Origin of the sequence: Streptomyces sp. x-19 (genome assembly GCF_046549115.1) — a bacterium.
Classification (GTDB): domain Bacteria; phylum Actinomycetota; class Actinomycetes; order Streptomycetales; family Streptomycetaceae; genus Streptomyces; species Streptomyces albulus_C.
Window position 1 is genome coordinate 1 of record NZ_JAJPWK010000050.1, and the last position, 18810, is coordinate 18810.

Below are 18810 nucleotides of genomic sequence, written 5' to 3' on the forward strand. Positions count from 1 at the left end.
TCTCGTCCGCCACCGCTGACGGAGCCGTCTCCACGGCCACGTCCCCGGACGCTTCCGCGGCTATGTTCTCGCTGGTCACAGGTGCAATCCTCCATGATCGGAGTTACACCGTTCTATTTACAGTCCCTTGTAGTACGCGATGAACGCGTCGAACCACTCGCGGGCATGGGTCAGCGAGTCGAACCGTTCGGGGTAGTCGGACATGTACTTCGTGGTCTTGAAGTGGGCCTCGCTGTAGGGGGTGTCGTTGGAGGTCTTCGGCCGCGAGTGCGACCGAGTGACGCCGAGGTCGGTCAGCAGCTGCGAGACCTTCTTGGAGGTCATCGAGGTGCCGCGGTCGGCGTGCACGGTCTCGGGCGCGATGCCGTTGCGGGCGATGGTCTCGCGGATCAACTCCTCGGTCCGCACCGCTGATTCGGCCCGCTCGACGGCCGACGACGTAGCGGCTGAAGATGTCGATGATGACGTAGGCGTGATACCAGAAGCCCTTGACCGGCCCGGCCGCCTTGGTGATGTCCCAGGTGAACACCTGCGAGGGTGCGGTGGCGACCAGCTCGGGCACCGTCTTCGCCGGGTGGGTGGCCTGGCGGCGGCGCTCGCCGGACTGCCCCTTCTCGTGCAGGATCCGGTACATCGTGGAGATGGAGCAGTGGTAGCGCTCGGCATCCAGCTCGCGAGCCCAGATCTGCGCGGGAGGGAGTTCGGCGTACTCGCCCGTGTTCATCAGCTCCAGGACCGCCGCCCGCTCCTCGGACGTGAGGGCCGAGGGCTGACCTGCGGTTTCCTGGGCCTTCGCTCCGGCGGGGGCCGCAACCGGCGGTAGTGGGTGGCCCTGGAGCGGCCGGTCAGCCGGCAGGCCGCAGTGACGCCCAGCCTGCCCTCGATGCCGGCGAACGCGTCGTCGGCCACCGGGTCGGCGGCAGTCCTCAGTCCGCGCCCTCGGAGATCATTTCCAAGAGCGCGGGAGCTTTTCCCATGACCTCGAGCGCGGCCTTGTTCCGGGCCAGTTCCTTCTCCAGCCGTTCCACCTGGCGGCGCAGCTTCTCGTTCTCCGCCTCGGCAGCCGGCTTCTTCGGCCTCGCCGGGCTGGTCCGCTTGTCGACCAGCTTCTCCAGTGCCCCGGCATCCCGCGCGGCCCGCCACTCCTTGACGTGCGAGTGGTACAGACGCTCGCGGCGCAGGACCGCGCCCTTCTCGTTCTTGGGCGCGGCGTCGTACTCGGCCACGATCCGCAGCTTGTACTCGGGACTGAAAGTGCGACGCTTCGGCCGCGGAGCCGGGTCGGATCCGGCGGGGGTGGTGCTGGTCATGAGGGGGTGGTTCTCCTGTCGTACCCTCTCAGGCTAACCCGACGAAGCGGGACGTCTCACCCAAGGCTGACAGAGAGGGAGGGGCTGGGAGGGCTGAGGGAAAGATCCCGGCGCCCGCGTACCAGCCCGACCTGGCTTCCCTCCGAGGTCGAGGCCTTGGTGTGTGAGATGCGCAGGGCGAACCCCCGCTGGGGTGCCCGCCGCATCGCCTTCGAGGTGGCCCGGACCGGCACTGGCACCGCACCGTCACGGGCGACCGTCCACCGGGTCCTGGCGCGCAACGGGCTCATCCGGCGCCAGGAGCAGAAACACCGCCGTAAGTACAAGCGGTGGCAGCGCGAGACGCCGATGCATCTGTGGCAGATGGACCTGGTCGGCGGGATCTTCCTGGCCGACGGCCGCGAGTGCAAGATGCTCGCCGGGATCGACGATCACTCCCGGTTCGTCGTCATCGCCACCGTCCTAGCGGTGCCGTCTGGCCGGGCCGTGGCTGACGGGTTCGTACAGGAGCGGTGGCACCAGACCCTGCGCCGTGAACTGCTCGACGTCTCCGGTCCGTTCAACGATCTGCCCGCGGCCCAGGCCGCGGTCGATGCCTGGGTGCACACCTACAACACGGCGCGGCCCCACCAGGCCCTCGACATGGCCACCCCCGCCAGCCGGTTCCGGCCGAACCCGCCACCGGAACCGACCGTTGTCGCCGCTCCGGCCACGGCTGCGGAGCCGTCCACCGTGGCCGAGCCCGCGGCGCCCGTCGCCATGCTGATTCCGGCCTCGGCACCGGCGGTGGAGTTCGAGGCAGTCGTCGCGGCCACCGGCATCGTCGGCGTGCTGCCCCGCGTTCAGCGGGTCAGGCTCGGCACCAGCTATGCGGGGCGCCGCTCACGGGTGTGGGCCGACGAGCACACGGTCCACATCGTCATCGACGGCGAGCTGGTCAGGAGCGCCACCTCCCGCCTGGACGCCGGCAATCTGCACGAGCTCTCGATGCGCGGGGCCGTCTGGGCGTGACCTCCACCTGCGGCTGCTGCCGCAAGCAGGCTGGGCCGTCTGGAGCCCGGCACGGTGATCGAGATCGACCGGAAGGTCGACCTGAGCGGTGTCGCCAGCCTCGGCAAAGCCAAGGTGACCGTCGGATACGAACTCGCCGGCCAGCGCGTCAGACTGCGTCTGGATGGGCACCTGATGCACGTCGTCCATGACGGCGTACTCGCCAAGACCCTGCCCGCGCCACTCGAAGCCGACCAGCGAACCGGGCTGCGAGGCGCCCGAGTCGGCACCGGCGAACTACCCGCACCCGCCGCTCGTGCGGTCCGGGTCGAGCGCAAGGTTCCCACCGACGGCGTCATCATGGTCGCCCGCCAACGGCTCCGCGTCGGCCGCACCTACGCCGGAGAGATCGTCATCGTCCACGTCGAGGACACCTACTTCCGCATCACCCTGAACGGCGCCGACCTCGCGCTGCACCCGCGCAAGAACCAGCACCCGGTCACCCGGTTCAGAGCAAAGATCCACTCACCTAAACTCTGACGCGGTGTCCACCATCACCTGAGACCGTCACCGATGTCTTGAGACCAAGTTGTCAACAAAGTCCCGAGACCTCACACGACAGTCGGCAGATCAAACTCAAGGCACCAAGGCCAGTCGTATCGCCGGCCAGACCGACACCCGAGATATCGCGGACTTACACGATCTTTCAGATATGCTCTCCCGAGTCGACAACTGGCATCAACTCGCCAGCAACATGAGGTGCAGGGTGTTGTTGTGGAGAGTGAGTGCGGGCGCATCTTTGCTTACCTGGTGGATGGTGCTGACGGCGCCCCAGCTAGTACTGGTGCCGTCGGGGGTGGGGGTGCCTTCGCTGACGTGTATGTAGCCTGCGCCGCCGCGATGGGCGAGCCACATTTTTGAGCCGTCGGTGGTCATTGCCGGGCCGCTATCGGTGCGCCAGTGCCACGATTCGCCTTGTGTGCTCCTGTGGTCCCATGTCCCTTTGTCAAGCAGTGTGCCGATGAGGATCTCGTCGTCAGTTTCGGTGAGTGCCATTCGCAGACGCTCTCCGGTGTAGCACGCTGCGGGCGAGCGTACGGTTTTGGGGAAGAAATTTTGTACGTCAAGCACAGCCGTTTCGGTGCCCCACAAGTTACCATCGCCGCCTACACGATAGATGTAAATGCGAGTTGGTGATAGAGACAATAGACGAGGCGCCACTACGTTGAGACCATCAGAGAGGGCAACCAAGGCAGGGCCGGTAAAGGACGTCAGGGGTGTTCTCTGGGCCTCGTGCCAGTCCTGGTAGTTATCGTATTTCGCATAGTAGTTCACGTAAACGGATGGATCGTCCATGCCTAGGTGGGCGCAGAACAGTTTGTTCTGCCAGACGGCCAGTGCCGGTTGCGCCTGCGACCTGAAGTCGCGGATCTGCTGTGGAGTGGTCCAGGAGGTGCCGTTGTAGCTGGTCCACATCAGCTTGTTTTCACTGTCGCAGAAGACGGCGTGTAGGCTGCCGTTGTAGGAGGCGATAGCTGGTGTGTATTCGGTGCGCCAGCTCGGGCCCGTATCCATCTTTGTCCAGCTACCTGCGCCGGTGGTGCTGCGTGTCCAGTGTTCGACCTCTTTGGTGCGAACTGGCCCGAGCATTTCTTGGCGTGAAATGGGTTCAAAGACTGTTTTGGAGCCGAACGGGTCGCCCGGTGTGTCACCGTAATGCACGGCAACGAGATAGGCGCGCCGACCTTCCGTGTCGCGCATCCGGATGCTTGTCGTGTAGTGATCTGCCGAGATCCACGAATCACCCTTGCCAACTATGTCCATGCGGAGCGCGAATCGGGTAACGTGCGGATCGCCGTACAAGTATGCCCTTTCGATCGACCGCATAGTATTATCGCCTGTCGCCGCAAAATAATATTCTGCCCCCTTTCTTTGCATTGGGGTGCGCCACGAGGAATTGCCGACTCGGTATTCCAAAGGAACTCCTTGCAGGGAACCGCTGTCGAGGTAGGGGTGATGAGCATTGAATCGAAATTGTACGACATCCTCCTTTGTTGCTTTCTTTTTCCCGCTCATATCCTTTCCTTCCCATAGGCCGACGGGGTAAAATACGTTGTTCTGGTAGTAACCGTCATTCGCTTCTGACATCCAATAAAGAAGGAAAACGTCGCCCCCTTTCAGGAGATGATCCTGACTGTCGGCGCCTCTGTATCGGATGCTGTTTGTGCGGGGAATATCGGTAAGTGGATTACAGAGGGCGAGGGTGCTCATCATATTGACATAGCCGCCGCTGGTGAGGCCGTTGGGGCGGTCGACCCAGTCCATCAAGATCACGCCATAGCGACGCCCGTGGCCGCTCTCGTTGATTTTGGCGAGAGTCCACGGGTTGAGCTCCTTGGCGAAGCCCCAAGGCGTTCTACTAAGGCCGGGCCCGGTGGCGCTGGTGTAGTTGATGTACATCTCTTGCCTGGGTGGCGATGCGTTCATGGCTTTGTACAGTTGCTGTTGGACAGCGTTCTTTTTCCTGTCGAGTGAAGGACCGTTCCAGTCGTTCTGGGTGTCAAAGAGCCCACTGCCGAAATTCAGTCCCATATCAAGGTAGGGCTGATTGGAGAATAGGACGATCTTGTTGCGAACCTCTCCCAAGTCGGGGATCCTTGACGTGTTATTCAGGTCGTAGAACAACGACTCCCAGCCTAGATGCTTAAGGTACCAATCATTGAACGTTCGACGGAAATCGTTGGGATAATTTGACCTTTCTTCCGAAAGTAGCATCAGGATGGTCTCGCTGGGGTTTCTGCTGAGGAAACCCTTGCATACGTTGAGAACGTCACTGAAAGTGAGGTGCTGATCGATGCTACCGTGAAAAATCTCGAAAATAACACCGAAGGGGTACCGGAGATAGCATCGGATGTCAATAAATCGTACGCCATTATTGAGCTGCCATTCTAGACTTTGACCTTGACAACGCCCAAGTCCGAATGCAGTGTCGTCTTCCTGTGCGCATGTCTGATGGGTTCCCGGTATCGTCATATCCTTGAGGTTAGTGGAATCGGGAACTCCCGACATCCAGTTATTCAGTCCAGACTGGATTTGTCCGCCGGGAACTTTCGGCATGCTCTCTGTTCCCGTGAATTCGAGCGGTTCCTGTCCACGCAGGAAGTCCTCCTCATCTTCTCCCATGGGATGCGAGGAGATCCGTTCTTCTTCCGTGATCTCAGGTCCTTGGTCTGGGGAGAAGGGTGAAGCGATGCCTTCAATTTCCTGCGGCATTTCACGGCTTTCACTCATGATGATGCCCTCTATCCATCTGGTGCGGGTTGGAACTGGTCATTTGTAAGATTGGTGGCGCCGAGGTTGGTAAGGCTGCATCGTGTTCGCCGCCTGATGACTCGTGGGGCTCCGTCACCCGGAGCCTGATGTATAAGCTCGACGTGAGGGGATTCCGTGGGTTGATACAGTCCGGCCTTAGGCCTTTGGCCCTGACACCCTCCTTATCTGCAACTATTCAAGATGAAAGAGGCTCACTGATCAAAGAGAATTCCTTCGTCCGATCCAATAGGGACCCAATCTATAGACACAGTGCGTGCTAGTCCTGCTGGCTGATCCCATACGTGCTGGAATTGGATCCTCTCGCCGCGTTCGACCGGCAGCCATCCCGTTCTCTCGTACCAATTGAGTACGACAGTATAAGGAGGAATTATGCCTCTGGTCACCCTGGCGTGCACTGTGATATCGGAAGTGCTAAGGCTTGCCATACCGTCCGAAGGTGCAACTGCAGATATCCAGCCCTCTCCCGGCTGTACAGCCGCCTTGATTACTTGGTGCGGCCTCAGTAGTCCACACTTTCCGGAGAACGCCAAATTAGAGGCCTTGACATTAAGGTCGCCGATAAGGTCGTTACTGCTGGCCTCGATGTGAAGGTCCTTAGAGGCACTGATGCGGAGGTCGTCAGAGGCGTCGATGTGAAGGTCCTTAGAGGCGCTGATGCGGAGATCACTGGCCCCGATATAGCGGACGTCCTCGGCCGTCAGCGGGCCCGTTATTGTGCATGGGCTTGTTATGGCGATTCCGGCTGCCCCGAACAGAGCGCGACCGGAAGGGAGGGGTTCGGGGACCTGGATTTTCACTGTCCGGATTTCGAAATCGGAACTCTGTCCATCCTGTAGTCTCACGCGTACAGATTGGATCGGATTCACATCCTGTTCTATCAATTCGTCGAAAACCGCCATTTGATTCGTAATCGCGCCGAGAGTGATCCAATCCTGAGTCCCGACAGGCAGGTATTCGACTACCCCAAACTGGATCCGGGCATTTCCGGTGGGGTCGCCGTGGGTGATGCGAACCCGTCCGGCCTGGCTCGGCCGGCTCAGGTTGATTGTGATACTCGCGTTTTGTAACGGTTTGGATATGGCGCTCAACGCGAAGGTGGTGTCCTTTCCGTCCAGTATGTTATCAAGATTATAAAACGCTACATTGAGGGCGTGTGCCGTGAAGTTGATTGCTCCGCCGGTGCTTATTAGCGAGCTTCCTGTAGTGGTGAGGTTGTGCGCGTTGATGTTGGGTTCTTTTACTTTGACGATGGTGGTGAGTATTTCTTGGATTTTCCTGGTGCCTCGTTGTGTTTCGGCGAGGAGGGTAAAGGTGGTGCTGTCGTCGATGGGTATGGGGCTGGTCCATGGGGGTGTTCTTGGGCGGTTGGGGCTATTTTCGCCGAAAACGTGGTTGTCCTGGAACATGGTGAGGGAGGCTGTTCCGGCTTCCCATATCAGGGTGGGGCTGGTTCCGCGCTCGATCAGGGAATATTCGGGGCGGAAGTTGCGGAGGAAGAAGCTGCCGTCCTGTTTTTCTATCGGGATGCGGGATGTTCTAGTTTCGAACTGGCCGTTCGGGGATGTTGCGGTTTCTTCTTCCAGGACTATTTCGGCAGTTCCGGCTTCGGAGTTGATTTTTACGGGTCCGATCGTGAATACGCACGCTCTGTCTCCAGGGAACCTTGCAACCTTGGGTGGGAGGTCGTCATCCCCCTCCGGGGTGCATGTCCAGACGAACATACTGTTGCTGTCGGAGGTCTTATCCATTCTCCAGCTGTACCCTGGCGTGCCAATCCCTTCGGGTGGCCGCTGCGAACTGATGGGGCCGATTGGGCCGTCGGTGAGGTCGGTTTCTCCTTCTCCGGAGGGTATTTTTATGACGATTTTCCTGCAGTACACGTACTGGGGGACTGTTTCCGGGCGTGGGGTGTCGATTTGAAAGTAGAAGGTGTTTGTGCGTTGAGTTGGTGCTTCGGCCGGGTTGGTGATGACGACGCGTTCGGGGTCGGCGACGGTGACGCAGTGGAGGCGGGCGTCGTCGCCGTAGTTGCGGAAGATGGTCATGGCGTGTCCTGGTGCGTAGTCGGGTGCTGTTGGCTAGTCAGTATTTCTTTGTCCAGTGTGATGCGCGTCTGTTTGGGGGTGGAAGTGGTGTTGGGGGTAGGGGTGGTGGTTTCGGTGATGGTGATGGTGGTGGTGCCGGGGGTGGGGTGGGGCGGGATGTTCTGGATTCCGAGGATGAGGGGGTGTTCGGCGGTGATGGCGGGGCGAGGGTCCTCCGGGCGGAAGGTGATCAGGGTTTGGTGGGGGGTGCGGGTGATGCGTGCGGTCCAGCTGTAGCCGGGGACGTCGTTGCCGGGGTAAGGGAGGACGGCGGTGATGTGGGGGGCGGCTTGGGGGGCGAGGAGGTCGGTGGGTGCGATTCCGGTGGGGAGGCAGAGGGTGATGTCCTCGCAGTGGACGGGTTGGGTCATGGGCAGGGTGCTGGTGGGCGTGCCGATGGTGAAGTTGATTCGGTGGCGGGCGGGTGGGGTGTCGGAGGGGGGTGGCGTGTGGCGTGCGGGCTGGGTGGTCAGGGTGATGGGAAGGAGAGGGGTGGGAGTGGTCATGGCGGGCGCTCCGGGGGTCAGGTGGGGGTGGTGTCGGTGGGCGGGGTGAGCTGGAGGTAGCCGGTGCGGGCGGTGGGGAGGGGGTCGTCGGGGTGGGCTTGGGTGTCGGCGGGTGTAAGGGGGAGTTCAGTCCAGCGTGCGGGGTCGTCGGGAGTGGGCTGTGCCCAGTGCCATGTGCCGTGCCGGGCGGAGGGCTGAGGCATAACGAGGTGGTGGTGGGGTGGGGTGGTAGTGGCAGTGAAGGCTCTCAGGGCGACGGGGTCGGTGTGGTTTTCGGGCTTGAGGATGCGCAGGCGCACGTACCGTGCGGTCACGGGCTGGTTCTCGGGGAGCGAGTAGTGGAGTTCTTCTTGCTGAGGTGGGCAGTTGGCCAGTGGGACCCACGCTGAGGTCTTGTGGATGGCGTATTCCAGGATGGTCTCGGGCCACAGGAGTCGGCCGTCAGGGGTGCCGGGGTAGGCATCGATGCGGGTGATGGTGTGGGCGTCGCCGAGGTCGAGGGTGATGGAGTCTCTGTCTGCTTCGGGACGGGTCTGGCTGCGATAGAAGGTGGCCAGGCTGTTGTCGAGGATGTTGAGGATGGTGTGGGGCTCGGCGGTGTCCATGGTTGTGTCGGCCGTGAGTTGTCCGCTGGCGCGGGCGGGGGCGAGGAGGGAGACGAGACGGAAGGACGCCCGGATGCGGGTCAGTGCTTGGTGGACGGCATCGGCGTCGAGCGTGAAGGCGTGGATGGGCAGGATGTCGGTGATGGCGTGGATGGCGGTGTGGGGGGCGGCCAGGATGGCCAGGCGGCGGCTTTGGGGTTGCTCCGGTGGGCGTGCAGGGAGTTCGAGGTCTTTGCCGTTGCCGATGGGGGTGAGGTAGGTGTCGTAGCTGTCGGTGTGGTCGGTACGGAGTTTTGTGTAGTCGATGCGTCCGGGTGTGGTGGGGTCGGAGTAGTAGCCGATAAGGCCGTCCGTGAGGCTGTTTGGGGAACCCAGGCGGATGGGCCACAGGTAGCCGATGTGTGGTTGTTGGCTGGGCGGCTGGAGTGTTTCGTCCCAGCTCGAGTCGTTCACCGGGGGGTCGGCGAGGTCCAAGCCGAGGGTGGTGTGGACGAGGGCGACGGGTCTGCCGGTGAGTCGTGCGGGAATGCTGTCGGCCTGTGCGGCGGTGTCCAACGTGGTGGACAGGCCGTTGTCGATGACGTCGAGGAGGGCGCGGAAGGCTCCTGCGATGCTGTCGGGTTGTTCGGACAGTACATGCAGAAGGAAGTCCGCCAGATCGGGGTGGCTGCTGGCGAATTCTCGGGGGTGTGCGTAGGGGGCGTGGGGCAGCGGGTACCACTCGGTCTTCGGTCCCTCTGGGGTGGTGTTTTCCCGGAGTTCGCCCAGGGGGCTACCGTCGGGTGCGTAGACCATGAGGGTGCGGTCGATGTGGTTGTGCATGAGCCATCCGGTGATGTTTCCGTAGCCGGTTGTGCTGGGTTCCGGGGGCTCGAGGCGGACGCGCGTGGGCTGCAGGATGTAGGGCGGGAGCGTGAGGTACCGCTGTGGCCCGTGCACCCCTTCGTAGAGGTCATGTTCCGGGCGGACGCTCAGGGCACGGTGAGGTTCGAAGCCGAAGTAGTCAGCCTCGTAGTCGTCGGAAACCTTCTCGAAAGTCCGGCCGAACTGGTCGACAATCCGCAGGTTGCGGACGTAGAAGTACCCGGCGCGCACTGGTTGGAAATGTTCCTCGCCGAGGTAGGGCGGTGCGGGTGAGTGGTTGTCGTCACCCGTCAGGGCTGCGATTTGTGGAGGGGCGGCGAGCTGGGCCAGGCCGCTGCGTTGCAGGAGCCAGTCGTTGAAGCCGTCGAGGTTTTGCGACAGGACACTGTTGGACTCGGTGAGGGCCTCGTTGAGGGCGCTGAAGTCGAGGGCGGCTGCCTGGGGCCAGGTGGTGATGTAGCGCTTGAGCTCGTTGCGCATGATGTAGGCGGCGGAGGGGGCGAGGAAGGCGCGGTTTTTGAAGATGTTGAAGCGCAGGTTCCCTTCGGAGTCGCTCCCCGCTTCGGCGCCTGACTTGAGCCAGTGGTAGCGGTAGGAGTCCTCTCCTGGTGTTTTGTCCAAGGCCCAGTTGTATCCGTTGTCGTCGTGGTAGGGGACGGCGCAGTAGCGGATGTCCCACTCCAGGTACATGGGCAGCCAGGGCTGTTGCCAGCGGGCGAGGTATTCCGGCAGGAGCCCGTCGGCGAGGCCTTCGTCCTTGATGAGGTCGTCGAGCGCGGTCTCGTCGTTACTGGCGGGTGTACGTACGGCCTGGTCGAGAAGCTGGAACTCGGACAGCAGCGGCAGGGCTGTCGCGGGCAGTCCTACCAGGGTGCTCGGCGGCTCCAGCGGAGCCGGCGGTGCAGGGACGAATCCTTCACCGATGCGGGCTCCAGTCAGCAGGTCGCCGGCCAGCCGGCAGGGGAGGGGGTCGTCGGGGTCGCGGGCGAGTGGTCTGTGGGAGCCGGTGTTGGTCAAGACGATGGCGGGATCGGACGGATAGTGGAAGGGCTGGCGGGGTGTGCGCCGCAGTTCCGAGCCCTCGGGCAGTGTGTGCCCGGGCCGGCTGGTGAACTCGTCGATGGACGCCTGGAGCTCGTCCGGAGTGTCCCCGTGCGGGATCTGCTCTCTGAGACCGGTGACGTCCTCCTGCAGTGCAACGACCTCGGGACTCAGTTGCTCCAGCAGTGCCGGTGCTTTCTCGTGGAATTCGTCTGGGACGGTGGGGAGGTCTTTGAGCCAGTACACCGACCACAGGCGCCACTGGACGTGCGCAAGCCGGTGGGTTTCTCGGTCGTAGGTGGCCTGCTTGGCGTTGAGCTCGTGGAGCCAGTCCGGCTGCTCCGGCGGGGCGACCGGGGCTCCGTCCTGGGTGGGCTGGGGGACAACCTGCCAGGTGTGTCCGCCGCTCTGGTGGGAGAACCAGGAACGCCGGGTGACCTCGTCCAGGTCTTCTTCGCCATCGGGGCCGTCGAAGGTGTCCAGTGTGCCGTGGTAGAGGGCCTGCAGCAGCCGCCCGGTACGGGCGTCCCCGGACGGGGTGGGCAGAGCTCCCAGTGCTTCGGCGCTGCTCTGGCCGAAGGCGACCTGGACCTCTCTTGGGTCGGACGGTTTCTCAGAGACCGGGATGGGGCCGTCCTGCTTCCATTGCACACCGAGCGCTGTCCCGTGGTAGAGAGTGCGCTCCAGGCTTTCCGGGACCACGTCGGCGACTGCCCAGCCCAGGGCCGACAGGACGCTGCCGGGCCAGGAGGCATCGGGCGGCAGCAGACCGGGAATATCGGCGGCCGTGTGGAGGATGTCCTGGTCTTCCTGGGAGTACCAGCCCAGCACGCAGTAACTCAGCTGAGCCTGGGGCGGGTAGGCATCGGCTTCGTTCTTGAGGTCGGTCAGTACGTCCTGGAATCCGAAGATCTTGTCCTGGTAGGGGGCGTAGGAGGAGAACCCGGGCAGGCCCGGGCCCACGGCTGTGAGGAACAGGGGTACCTCTGCCCCGGGTTCCTGCCAGGGGCGGCGGGGGAGGAGTTCCTGCACGCGGCCGACACGCACCTGATGCAGATCGGGGTTTTCCTCAGCAGGGTTGGCGCGGGGGCTGAGGTAGAACGAGCCGCGCGGGGTCTTCTCCGGATATCCGCCATCGGGCGGGTACTCGACGTTCCCTGTGTAGTCGGTTGCGATGTAGTCGCTGTGGATGATCCAGCCGGCTGCAGTCAGCGGGCCCCAGTCTTGGTCGAAGGGGCGCTTCACGCGGGCGTACCGCACGACAAGCCAGCGGTTGGGAACGAGCGGGAATTCGGTCTCGCCGCTGGTCTCGTTGTACAGACCATTGACCAGGGCTTCGGGGAGCTGCCACCGTACGTGGACGCCTTCAAAGTTCGGGTCGTCCTGCTGCTCCTTGGATTCCCAGGGCGTGGGTTCGGCGGGGTCTTTGGAGTCGATCATGTTGGCGAACTGGGCCTGCCAGCGCCCCCAGTAAGGATCCTTGCGGACCAGTTCGTTGGCGGTCAGAGCGTGTACTTCCACGGGGACAATGAGGTCCGTGTCGGCCCTGTCTTGTGAGGTCTTCATGCCTTCTCCGGGTGGACATCTGGAGTGTGGACTTCGGGACGGTGAACCCTGGTAGAGCGGAGCGGAAAGGGGTCATTCGGCCTGTCGCCGGGTGATGAGCCGTTGTTCGATGGGGGAGTTGACAAGTTCCAGGGCGAGTTCGCCTGGGGCGAGGTCCGTGCGTGGGATGGAATCGGCCTCTGCGAGGGCCCGGGCGAGGTCGGCGACGAACGTGCTAGCTCCCCGTAGGTTGAGGATGCGGCGCGGGCTGGCGGGACTTTCGCGCAGGTATCGGGTGAAGACCGTGTCCCCGCTGCCGGGGGCGGGGAACCAGCTCTGGAGCGAGGATCCGATCTCTTCGCCGGAGCCCGTGTCTGGGGTGAGTCTGCGCAGGCTGATGACTTCCTTTCCGCCCTCGATGTCGAGGCCGAAATGGATGCCCTGGCCGGGTTCACGGATGGACAGCTCGTCCGGTACCTGGTCGAACAGGCAGAGCAGGATGTTGTCGGCGGGGCGGTCGCGCCGCAGTTCGGTGATACGCCGGCCGTCCTGCCGCGCGATGATGTCGAAGTCGTCGGGCCAAGCTGCCACGAGCCCGGAGTGGATCAGGACTCCCGCGGCTGGGACGGTGTTGGTGCGCGTACGAGCGAGAGCCTGCTGCAGGAAGAGGGCGAGATCCGCGTCCTGAGAGGTGCTGACGGCGATGCTGGCGGCTCCGGCGAGCAGGGCTTCGACCCAGTCGGGGTCGATACGGAACATGCGCAGGGACTCCGGCGGCAGGAGCTGGGAGTGGGGCACGAGGTAGGAGAACGGGACGCTTTCCAGCCAGGCCAGGCGGTCGATCCAGGCGGCGTATGCGGCGGCGTGCTGGTCGGCTGCGCTGTGCACGAGGGCCGTGAGGCGTGGTTCGGCGCGGCGGGTACGGGCCTCGTCTGCGGTCACGGGCACGGGGCGGGGCAGTGGTCCAGGGAGGGGCTGCTGAGGAGCCGTCGGCTGCTTCAGGGCCTGCTGGAGCGACTGGGCGAAGCCGGGGGAGGCCAGTTCGCGCAGGGCGTGTGTGCCGGGCGGGGCGTCGGGGTCTGCCAGGGAGCGGTGCGGGTCGGCGGACAGGGCCAGCACCGTGGCGTCGAGGTTGGCCAGTTCGCGCCGGGCCCGGACCATGCCGGCGGCGTACTCGGCGTCGGAGAGAGCCAGCGTGCGGCCCAGGGTCCAGGCGGCTGAGTAGCTGACATCGAAGATCCCGTGTGCGGGCTCGTGGACCAGGGCGTGGTCGGCGGTGGTGGGGGGGCCGCCATGGCTTGGGCCGGGAGGGTAGGGCCATCGGTCCGGCCCTTCCTGGATGCGGGGGGCGGTGACAGGGGTGGCAGGGCCGCGGTACCAGCCGAAGCTGAGCTCCCCCGAGGGCAGCGTGTGCGGCACGGGTACGTAGCCGTGCCGGAATCGCTCCCGTACGTACTGCAAGGTGTCGGGGTCCGAGCCGTCCTCGGGTTCAGGCGGGGGCGGCAGGCGCAGGGCGAGGTTCTCGATGGTCTCCGGGTCCGGGGGCTCCTCGCCGGGCTCGGGCTCAGCCCGGCCGCCGGGTGCGGCGAGGTTCTGCAGGAGACCGGGGACATCGAGATCGTCGTCGAGGCTGTGGTGGAACACCCAGGACTTCAGGCTGCACAGCCGCACCCGGTCCTTGCCTGGCGCGATGCCTCCTGGCAGAAGGTGGTTCCGATGGCCTTCGAGGGAGACCAGGTGGGCGGCGTAGGGGCCCTCCAGGTAAGGGAAGCGGTTGGCGGCCACGACCGCAAAGGCGCCCTCGGCCAGTTTCTCCCCTCCCCCTAGAACCTGGCCGTGCGGGGTGACACGGCGGACATGGACCAGATAGTGCAGCTCTTCCTCGGTGGGCGCGATGGCTGTGAACAGCTGCGCGGGAACGTCGATGGTCCGGCAGTCGCTGGCTGCACTCTCCTCGGACACCCCCTCGTCCAGCATGCCGTCCACGACCCTGTTCGCCCCCAGGCGGAGATCCGGGCCGGCCACGTTGTCTTCTTCGGGGGAGATGAGTTCCTTGACCGGCCGGTGCACTGCTTCGCCCGCGGGGTTGTCGGGCAGTTCCTCTGCCATGAACACCAGCAGTGCCATCCACGGCGCCTCACTGGCCGTGCCCCGCTCCGTGCCGGCTGGCTGGGGTCTGATGGACCTTCCCCAGGGGAGGGTGGGCTGCCTGAGGGCGATGTGCGGCAGGACGAGCCCGAAATCACCTGACATGTTGCGGGCAGGATAGAGAGCCTGGGTTGAGGCCTCGTCGAGGTAGAAGCGCGCGGCGTGGACCTCGTAGGTGTCCTCGACCGGCTGCAGGCGGTCGTCCTCTCCCTCCCAGATCGGGCTGCCGTCCTTCTCGATGACTGGTTCCGCACGGACTGTGTACGTGCCGGCTTTGGCCAGCGGTTCTGCGTAGTCGATGAAGAGGACATCGAGTTCCGGCTCGTCCTGGGAACCCAAGGGCTTGACGGCCATGAGCGTTCCTGCCTCCGTGCGGGCCGATATGTCTCAGCGTTGCGGGGTGGTCAGAGTGAGGGGTGGGTGGGTGTGGCTGTGGGGGGCTTGGGCGGCGTAGGTGGTGGGGTTGGTGTTGGGGGCGGGGATGTGGGTGGTGAGATGGCGGTGGAGGGTGGTGCGGTCGGTGTGGGTGGTGAGGGTGGCGATGGTCTCAGCGATGACGTCCAGAGTGTGGGGGTCGGTGCTAGGGCGGGGGCCTTGGGGGTCCGGGTCGCGTAGAGGTGTGTTGCCGTGGGGGAGGGGTTCCGTTGCGAGAGTGCTGTCGGTGACGGGGCCCGTGGAGGTGCCGGTCTCAGGCGGGGGAACCGTGATGCGCAGGCCGGTGGGGCGTTCTTCGAGAAGGGGCTCTTCGGTGAGGGGGGCGTTGGGGCTGCTGGGGAGGGGGCCCCAGAGGGCATTGGGGAGGCGCTGGGTGACAGGTTCGGTGTGCCAGCGCTGTTCGTGGGGCTCGAAGGGAATTCCGTCTTTTGTGAGGGTGATGCGGGCTTCGACCGTAATGGCGGGCGCGCGCATAGGACGGATAGAGGGGGTGGGCCCGTAGTCGGGGAAGCTGCCGTCGGGAAGGGTGTAGGCCTGGCCGTTGAGGGTGATGAGGGTGAGGGGGAGAGCGGTGTCGACGGTGAGAGTGAAGCCGTCACGGGAGACCAGGGCAGGCGCGCCGCGGCGGGCGCGGGCTGTGATCTCGGACGGGGCGGCATCCGCCAGGAGACCGTCCTCCAAGCCGATCGAGACCGGGCGGTGCAGCTGTACCAGTAGCTCCGGCCAGGTAATGCCGGGGATGGAGGGACGCTTGTTGCCGATGGGAAGGGTGAAGGAGATGAACCAGAATTTGACAGTGACGGAAGCACCGAAGCGCGGGCCCCAGAATTCCAGGTCGGCGCCGGTCTCGCCGGAGACACGGACGCGGATGAAGAGGACCTTCACGGTGGCTTCAGCGCCCACACGCAAGCCGCTGGTGCCGTGGACGGCGAAAGGCTTCCACGAGGAAACCGCGTCGACGCGGAGGGCGAGCCAGGCCTTGAGGCGGACATCGACGCCGATCGCTCCCCCCCCTGAGGAATAGTCCAGGGATAGCCGTCCGCCGAACATCGAGGTATTGCTGGTGACCGCACCGTAGATCTGCCCGGAGGCGGTGATCCCCCCGCCCGGCGACCAGGAGAACCCCAGCGGGGCCGGACGCGGAAGTGGCCGACCGCCGCCCCCGTAGTTGGGGTGGTAGCCGCCGGCGGACAGCACGAACCAACCCGCCTGCGGACCGTGCGTCCACAGCTGCAGGCTGACGCCCCCGTCGATGCGCAGGGCACTGTCCATGAAATACGACCCGGGGCCAGCCGTGGTGTCGTAGTACAGCAGCCCCTGATCCGCGTTCTGCAGCAGCACATAGTCGGTATTGACATGCGCGGTGGGAACAAGCGTCCTTGTGGGCGGGAACCGCAGGGTCTCGCGGCCCCGGGCCACTACGCCACCGGAGCCGGCCGTCTCCGCTGCCAGCAGCCCGCGCGCATGCATGTACCCGTAGATGCTGTACTCCACACCGCCGGCCATCCACCAGCCGCCTTGCTGTACGACCAGCCATTGGCCGTTCCGCAGCACATCCAGCACTTGCCGCGCAGTGAGAGCCGGCTCCCCGGCGGGCGTGTCCAGGCGCTGCACCAGCGGGAACGTCCCCTCAGCACCGGGCACAGGCAGCCGCAGGTCGGTGTGCGCGCCGAACCCCGCCGATACACCGGAAAGGGCCATCGGATACAGCCCCCCGGCCACGGCACCGCTCCCCCCCGCGGCCTGCTGCTCGGCATACAGCAGCAACGCGGCCGGCTCGCCGGGCTCCTCCTGCACCCAGCAGGCCGACATCGGCAGCGACAACGGCGGCTCGCCCACAACCAGCTCGATCCGCGCAGCGACAGTGCCGACTAGGGCAACAGAACTCCCGGTGCCGTCCTCGAGCCCCAGCGGGCCGTCGACGGTGATCCGCTCCCCGCCACCCGTGACGACGGCTCCTTCCAGCGTGACCCGAGGGACGAAACCGTCACCTTCCAGGGACAACGCAAAGCCCAGGCGCTCGGGCACCAACTGCAGCGTCCCCGCCTGCACCGTGCAGTCCAGATGAACATGCAGCCCGTCCTCCTGGAAGCGGGCCCGCACACCATCGACGCCGACCGGTCCCTGCCGCACCTCCACCGCTCCTCGACCGGCAGTCGAGGACCGCAAGGCCGACGCCTTGACCGGCCCGGCGTACCAGCTGGCTGCCTCTCCGTCCCACGGCACCGCCACCAGGCCGGGCTCGGCTCCAGATGCCTGGTGAGTCACCACCGCCGACCAGCCAGCACCGTAACCGGACTCCACCACCGGCAGCAGCGGCGTACCCGCTGGCAGTCCCCCGCCGATGACCGCGTTCACCCCCTCAACCTCCACTGCGGACAAAGCGGCCGAACAATACACAAAACGCACGTGCGGGACCGTCACCGCACCGCGCACCAAGCCCAGGAGTGGCAGCACCGCAGCATCCAGGTCCGTCCCGGCCTCCACCACTGCCATCACCGCGGAACGCACGTGCCGTACGCCCGACAGGCTGCCGTCGACGTCGGCAGCTCGCCCGTCCACCGTGGTGCGCACCACCACCACGTGCGCGTCCGTGCCCCCAGGAGATGCAGCATGGGCAGTGGCGGCAAAGTCGGATTCCGTCTCCCTGTGCACCGTCAGATCGGAGAGCGCTGGAACCAACGGGCGCGGGGGTGCAGCGTCCGGGGCCCCGGCCCGCCGCAGCAGCCACTGCAATGAGTCCCCAGGAGCCTCCTCACCTCGTACCGTGACAGGCACACCCGCTTCGGTCAGCCAGAAGTACCCGTCGTCCTCGAAGAAGAAGCCGAGGTACTCCCCTTCCTGCACAGGCGCGGGAATTCGCACTTCGCCATTGCTGTCTGGCGCGTACACCCAATCCTCCCAGAGGGGAAGACCATGATCCACACCGGATTCCTCAGGCGCGTGATCTGCGGCGTAGAGGCCGATCCAGTTCCTGCGGTTGGCGACCGGGGTGCTGTACTTGAACCGGATCGTGGCACCAGGTGAGACGACTGCCTGGATTACGTCCAGCGTTGGATCCTGCTCGGTGACGGTAAACGTCGCGGGGGCCTGCGCAAGCCACTCGAAGCCATCCGCGAGGAGAAGAGCCCGGTACTCGCCAGGAGCGCAAAACGAACCCGCGGGAAACACCACGGACCCACTCGTGTTCTGAGGATCCAGCTCCACATCATGGAGGTAGCCGTAGTTCTCCTCGCCAGAAACCCACGGCGCATCGCCACTGTGATACACAGCCACACGATGACCCGGGGAAACGGACGGAACGGTGTACCGGAAAGTGACGGCTTCACCGGGCCGGACATTCTGCTCGACCGGCAACAGCCCGGCTTCCTCAGCTGTTTCAGGCATGGACAACCCCTCTTAGGCAGGATCAGGGGTGGACGAAACCGGAGGGTGCGCTCAGGCGATACGGGCACCCAGCGACGACGTGGATTCAGCTCCGCCGCTTCCAATGCTTCCCATGTCATTCGGGAAAGCAGTGTGACGGCGGGGCGGCCGGGCCATCGACGGTGACCCGCGGTCTGCCGCCCCGGTCCTCGAGCCTTGGCTCTGCCGCAGACGATCATGACCGGGGCGCACACGTTCAATGACCGTGATATCAACTTCATGATGCACGGCCCCCCCGCATACCGCCACCGGGCACACATGCCCACAGCAATGGCTTAACCTGAAGGAAGCAGCGGGCGTGTCAAGCCGACCAGCGGGTGCTGGAGTCAGGGCTGGAGGGCGAATCACTTCGGCTACGACAAGCACGACGCCGCAGGCAGGAACAGCGGCAACTCCCAGGTTGGACAGCCAGAACTGGACGGGTTCGGGTTCGGTGGCGGGCCATTCGGCCAGCAGCCAGTGCACGGGCAGCTCCGGTCCGGCGGTGTTTTTGCGGATCTCGCGTCCGGCGGGCCGGATCCGC

The 18810-nt window shown here is 64.7% G+C and carries 11 protein-coding genes and 1 pseudogene; 3 read left to right on the forward strand and 9 right to left on the reverse strand.

Translation table 11 applies throughout. From position 1 onward, the window contains the following. Nucleotides 1–117: 117 nt before the first annotated feature. Nucleotides 118–477, reverse strand: a complete 360-nt coding sequence (locus ACLJT4_RS41020; RefSeq protein ID WP_411130195.1) for a DDE-type integrase/transposase/recombinase — start codon at nt 475–477, stop codon at nt 118–120. Nucleotides 478–488: 11 nt separating this feature from the next. Here ACLJT4_RS41020 and ACLJT4_RS41025 point away from each other — a divergent pair, with 11 nt between their 5' ends. Then, complete coding sequence (locus ACLJT4_RS41025) at nt 489–656, forward strand: hypothetical protein (RefSeq protein ID WP_411130196.1); 168 nt, start codon at nt 489–491, stop codon at nt 654–656. Nucleotides 657–926: 270 nt separating this feature from the next. Here the strand turns inward: ACLJT4_RS41025 and ACLJT4_RS41030 are convergent, their stop codons facing one another. Then, entirely contained in the window at nt 927–1310 is a 384-nt protein-coding gene (locus ACLJT4_RS41030) for a hypothetical protein (protein WP_411130186.1), read from the reverse strand. 6 nt (nt 1311–1316) lie between these two features. Here ACLJT4_RS41030 and ACLJT4_RS41035 point away from each other — a divergent pair, with 6 nt between their 5' ends. Next, nucleotides 1317–2321: an integrase core domain-containing protein gene (locus ACLJT4_RS41035; protein WP_411130187.1), complete on the forward strand. Its 1005-nt coding sequence runs from the start codon at nt 1317–1319 to the stop codon at nt 2319–2321. 54 nt (nt 2322–2375) lie between these two features. Then, entirely contained in the window at nt 2376–2840 is a 465-nt protein-coding gene (locus ACLJT4_RS41040) for a hypothetical protein (protein ID WP_411130188.1), read from the forward strand. A 198-nt stretch (nt 2841–3038) separates the two neighbouring features. On the opposite strand, the gene ACLJT4_RS41045 is transcribed toward ACLJT4_RS41040, so the two are convergent. The 7 genes and pseudogenes from ACLJT4_RS41045 to ACLJT4_RS41075 form a co-directional block, all read right to left on the reverse strand. After that, entirely contained in the window at nt 3039–5591 is a 2553-nt protein-coding gene (locus ACLJT4_RS41045; protein WP_411130189.1) for a phosphatidylinositol-specific phospholipase C, read from the reverse strand. Nucleotides 5592–5824: 233 nt separating this feature from the next. After that, nucleotides 5825–7678 (reverse strand): hypothetical protein, encoded by a 1854-nt coding sequence (locus ACLJT4_RS41050; protein WP_411130190.1) that lies wholly within the window; start codon nt 7676–7678, stop codon nt 5825–5827. Beyond that, the gene (locus ACLJT4_RS41055; protein WP_411130191.1) at nt 7675–8223 is read right to left on the reverse strand and encodes a hypothetical protein; all 549 of its coding nucleotides are present in this window, start codon (nt 8221–8223) and stop codon (nt 7675–7677) included. The genes ACLJT4_RS41050 and ACLJT4_RS41055 overlap by 4 nt, the downstream gene beginning before the upstream one ends. Nucleotides 8224–8240: 17 nt before the next feature. Continuing rightward, nucleotides 8241–12254, reverse strand: a complete 4014-nt coding sequence (locus ACLJT4_RS41060; protein ID WP_411130192.1) for a discoidin domain-containing protein — start codon at nt 12252–12254, stop codon at nt 8241–8243. A 117-nt stretch (nt 12255–12371) separates the two neighbouring features. Beyond that, nucleotides 12372–14780, reverse strand: coding sequence for a hypothetical protein (locus ACLJT4_RS41065; protein ID WP_411130193.1), 2409 nt, complete (start codon nt 14778–14780; stop codon nt 12372–12374). A gap of 33 nt (nt 14781–14813) precedes the next feature. Further along, the gene (locus ACLJT4_RS41070; RefSeq protein ID WP_411130194.1) at nt 14814–18248 is read right to left on the reverse strand and encodes a DUF6603 domain-containing protein; all 3435 of its coding nucleotides are present in this window, start codon (nt 18246–18248) and stop codon (nt 14814–14816) included. 435 nt (nt 18249–18683) lie between these two features. Then, nucleotides 18684–18810, reverse strand: a pseudogene (locus ACLJT4_RS41075) (IS701 family transposase); the annotation flags it as partial.

Excerpts from the sequence above, each read along its gene's own strand:
- ACLJT4_RS41030 (WP_411130186.1), bottom strand. The coding sequence starts at position 1,310 with ATGACCAGCACCACCCCCGCCGGATCCGACCCGGCTCCGCGGCCGAAG.
- ACLJT4_RS41045 (WP_411130189.1), bottom strand. The coding sequence starts at position 5,591 with ATGAGTGAAAGCCGTGAAATGCCGCAGGAAATTGAAGGCATCGCTTCA.
- ACLJT4_RS41050 (WP_411130190.1), bottom strand. The coding sequence starts at position 7,678 with ATGACCATCTTCCGCAACTACGGCGACGACGCCCGCCTCCACTGCGTC.
- ACLJT4_RS41055 (WP_411130191.1), bottom strand. The coding sequence starts at position 8,223 with ATGACCACTCCCACCCCTCTCCTTCCCATCACCCTGACCACCCAGCCC.
- ACLJT4_RS41065 (WP_411130193.1), bottom strand. The coding sequence starts at position 14,780 with ATGGCCGTCAAGCCCTTGGGTTCCCAGGACGAGCCGGAACTCGATGTC.
- ACLJT4_RS41070 (WP_411130194.1), bottom strand. The coding sequence starts at position 18,248 with ATGCCTGAAACAGCTGAGGAAGCCGGGCTGTTGCCGGTCGAGCAGAAT.